At 43.4% G+C, this 3,910-nt stretch carries 5 protein-coding genes; 2 read left to right on the top strand and 3 right to left on the bottom strand.

Going from position 1 to position 3,910, the window contains the following annotated elements:
* A partial coding sequence (locus tag GF309_13400; GenBank protein MBD3159772.1) for a hypothetical protein occupies positions 1-272 on the bottom strand: 272 nt, incomplete at its 3' end.
* Between the two features lie 112 nt (positions 273-384).
* Between GF309_13400 and GF309_13395 the strand changes: the two genes are divergently transcribed.
* A complete protein-coding gene (locus tag GF309_13395) occupies positions 385-1,569 on the top strand; it encodes a M24 family metallopeptidase (protein MBD3159771.1) in 1,185 nt (394 codons plus the stop codon).
* Positions 1,570-1,907: 338 nt separating this feature from the next.
* The gene (locus GF309_13390; protein MBD3159770.1) at positions 1,908-2,534 is read left to right on the top strand and encodes a hypothetical protein; all 627 of its coding nucleotides are present in this window, start codon (positions 1,908-1,910) and stop codon (positions 2,532-2,534) included.
* Between the two features lie 150 nt (positions 2,535-2,684).
* On the opposite strand, the gene GF309_13385 is transcribed toward GF309_13390, so the two are convergent.
* A complete protein-coding gene (locus tag GF309_13385) occupies positions 2,685-2,840 on the bottom strand; it encodes a hypothetical protein (protein MBD3159769.1) in 156 nt (51 codons plus the stop codon).
* Between the two features lie 368 nt (positions 2,841-3,208).
* The coding region (gene larE / locus GF309_13380; protein MBD3159768.1) for an ATP-dependent sacrificial sulfur transferase LarE at positions 3,209-3,910 on the bottom strand (702 nt) is incomplete at its 5' end.

The raw sequence follows: 3,910 nt of genomic DNA, 5'->3' as shown, positions 1-3,910 counted from the left end.
TCCTTACACCATTGTACGCAAATCCTGTAGGCTTCCCAATCCAACACCTCGTCTTCCCAGATGCACGGTATCTCATGGTGGTCATTCAGAAACCAAACAAGTCCTCGTGTATGACCATCGGTGGCCATGATTTCTCCATCAAGTTTCTTTACTGGTATAGGTTCAAGCTCCTTTTCCTTGTTTTTCTGAAAATACTCTTGGACTGCTTGGAGCTTCTTCTGGCTGATGTATAGTTGGCTAGGTTGTACTTTCTCAATCTCTATGGTGAACATTCTATGGACCTGCGATTGGAAATGAAGCGGTTTCAATCTTCGAATAAGATTTTTGCTTCATTCCGTTCAGATTATATCTCATCATTCCCTTTTCAAGACTTGGAGGATACCCTTGACAAAAACCCTGGAACTCGAAAAGAGCAATCAAGCGTGTGAAATTCTCGATGAACTGGATTTGGATGCATGGCTGGTATGGGTTCGCGAGACCTCTCAAATGGCAGATCCGGTGCTTCCAATCATCTTAGGCCGAGAGGTAGTCTGGCAATCAGCACTCATCTATTCAAGAGATGGAACGAAAACTGCGATTGTAGGAAATTTTGACGCTGATGGAATAGAACAAGCAAGGGTTTTCGATGAGGTTATTCCTTACACGGAGGGAATTCAAGAGCAACTGGTTACTACCCTTACCAAGATTGACCCCCATGAGATTGCGATCAACTTCAGCAAGAATGATGTGGCTGCGGACGGATTAACCGTCGGAATGCATCTTTTGCTGAAAGAATACCTTGACGATACACCCTTCCAAGACAGATTGAAGAGTGCAGAGCAGGTTATAGGGAGATTAAGGGGGCGAAAAACCGACACCGAGCTTAAGCGAATTCGAGAGGCAGTGCGTATCACAGAAACCATCTATAAAGAGGCTGAGCGCTTTGTCAGGACTGGCCTTTCTGAAATAGAAATCTACGAATTCTTCAAACAGAGGATGTCTCACTATGGAGTTGGAAATGCTTGGGATCCCGAGCATAACCCCGCAGTTGATGCAGGCCCGAACAAGGAATTTGGGCATTCCGGCCCAACAAATAACAAGACGAAAGCTGGCCATTTACTTCATTTCGATTTTGGTGTCAAGAACGACGGTTACTGTTCTGATATTCAACGAATGTTCTATTTCGGTATACCATCTGATATTCCAAATCAGATTCAGGACGCATTCGATACTGTCTACGGAGCTATACAGGAAGCTTCAGACCATTTAAGACCGGGAATGAAGGGATACGAGGTCGATGCTATTGCTCGGGACTATGTCAAGGAAAGAGGCTACGACGAGTATCAACACGCGTTAGGTCACCAAGTTGGTCGCGTCGCTCATGACGGTGGTACCCTTCTAGGACCATTATGGGATCGCTATGGTGATAGCCCAAAGGGCGAAGTTGAAGTGGGTAATGTATTCACACTTGAGCTTTATGTCCGGACTGAAGAGTATGGTCAACTAAGTCTTGAAGAAGATGTGGTGGTAAGGGGAGACGGATGTGAATTCCTTTCATCACCCCAAGAGGAGCTTATCTGTATCGAGTGAAGCTTTATCTATGTCCACTTGTTGAATATATCGGGTTGAGGAGTTAAGAAGACGAATGAAAAGCAAAACAAAGGAGCTCAATGAACGGTTTGTTAGCATCAAGATGATGCGCAATTTCATCAATTCACGATGAAGGATCTTACAGAGGAGCAGACTGCTGAATTGTACGGGTTGGTACGTGAATGGACGGGTAATGGCTAGATGAAACTACAAATGCAAAATCAATACTGCAGATAAACCTGTAATCGAGGATCACTATTCCCTTATCTATTCAAAAAAAAGATTATTCGATATATTTTTAAGTTGAGAATACATATAAATGTTGAAAGGCGGGAGTAATGAGAAAGAAGATTCCTACAATTGTCCTGGTTTTTCTTATTGCATTTCTTCAACTACCACTTCATTCAGATGCTTGGACGACCGTAACAGACAACTATGACTATGGTTATGATACGAAGATGGGTGGAACTTGGAACGAATTCGATTATTCCAAAGAAACTGGAAACATCGAAATTGTGGAAGATCAGTTTATTGGTACCTCGAAATGTCATATCAAGATTGGTGAAAAAATAACGACACCTGACTGGGGCGGTGACAACTGGCGACTCAAAATCAAGGTAAAGTACCGGAGGTCATATGCGGTTTGGGCATCTTGGTTAAACAGTGTTCGAATTGTCATAAAAGTCGAACTACATGACTCCTCCCACGGTATTGATTGGGAATCCACCTTGTTTAGCAAAACGACTACGAGTTACGGTGAAGATGTCACTGAACTGGCGGCGCGGAATCCCTATGATATATTACCAGAGGGTACTACGTATTACATCGTTTATCATTTGTACCTTGAATTCAATGGCTGGTCCTACATGCATAAGAACGCTGGCTCGACTTATGACACGGCAAGGTTTGACCTTATGTACTTTAAATATGAATTCACTAACGTTCAATATAATCCGCCGCAGTAACTGAAGCACCTAAGCGTAAATGTGGGCTGTTACATATACTGCTGGTAGTATTCAGGTTAGAACGAATAGATATCGTCGGAATACCTATTCTGCCAGCTATTAGAGATGTATAAATCAAAATGCGTACTTAAGGATGCAAAGCATAGTGACTCAATCAGAAACTGTCCAAGGACACTCGAAGGCGGGCATAGGCTTTTCGATACTTACCTTTTTCTTACCTATTGGATTGTTCGTTACTCCCGAGGGTACATCTAATTTCTCAACAGGACCTCTATGGCTTAGGTTGGACTTCGTCTTTCCTGTCATTCTTGAATTTCGCAATGAAACTTGGCACATCCTTTTCCCTCTGGATTTATCGGGTATTTTTTTCCCTTTTCTGTTGTCAGCTCACCTGTACCTTAGCTATTTGGGATATAAAATAACCAAGGGCCAAGCCAATCAGCTGCATATCTACGGATTACTAGTGCTAACGACCCTGATTAGCAGTATCATTTACTTCCCTACGTTTGGACCTAGGGTAGTTCAGTTCCCATTGCCTTTGGCTCTATTGGTGGGTGTGCCTTTAGCTAGACTTGCGAGGTCGGAATATTCGGATGATCCCTTTGCAGAGATAGAGGCGTAAGGTTGGCCATCGAATTTGCGATTTCTTTCATCTGACAGATTTGCATATTCCATTACTTCATTGAACCCGATTGATACCCATATGCATCTATTGTGATGTAGTCAAATCCACGATTCTTGAGTTTTCTATGAAGTTCGTCTAGTTCCGTGGAATCAAACAATTTTTCTTTCTCATCATGCCCAACCTCAATTCTGACTAAATCCCCATGATAGCGTGCCCTAACACACTCAATATCAAACAGATTTCTCATAATCTCTTCTGCTGCTTCAACTCTTTCAAGGCGTTCTTGAGTAATTTGTGTGCCTGATGGAAAGCGGGTTGCCAAACAGGTACTGGAAGGAGAATCTGCGGCTGGTAGGTTATGTGCAGCTGCGTATTCCCTTATCTCGCGCTTTGTAATACCCGCCTCCGCAAGTGGTGATTGTATGCCAAATTCCTTCAGGGCCTTGATGCCTGGTCTATGTTTGTCAAGATCGGAGGCATTGGTACCTTCTATGACCACATCGAGCCCTCTGCTTTCTGCCTCCTTTCTCCAGAGAGATGCAAGTTCACTCTTGCAATTGTAACAGCGTTCAGGGGGATTGTTAGCAAGATTCTCGTGTGCAATCCAGTCGAATTCACTAGTAACCGGTTCAGTCCCAAAGCTTTCAGCGAAGTTTTCAAGGTTTTTTCGATCAGGAGCAGTTACTATACTACTATCAACAGTGAGAAATACAGCCACTTGTGCGCTTTCGGCGGCGATACTTGCAAGTAC

It is taken from the genome of Candidatus Lokiarchaeota archaeon (genome assembly GCA_014730275.1).
GTDB lineage: Archaea > Asgardarchaeota > Thorarchaeia > Thorarchaeales > Thorarchaeaceae > WJIL01.
Note: the sequence above shows the minus strand (reverse complement) of the source record. Positions and strands in the feature narration are given on the sequence as shown.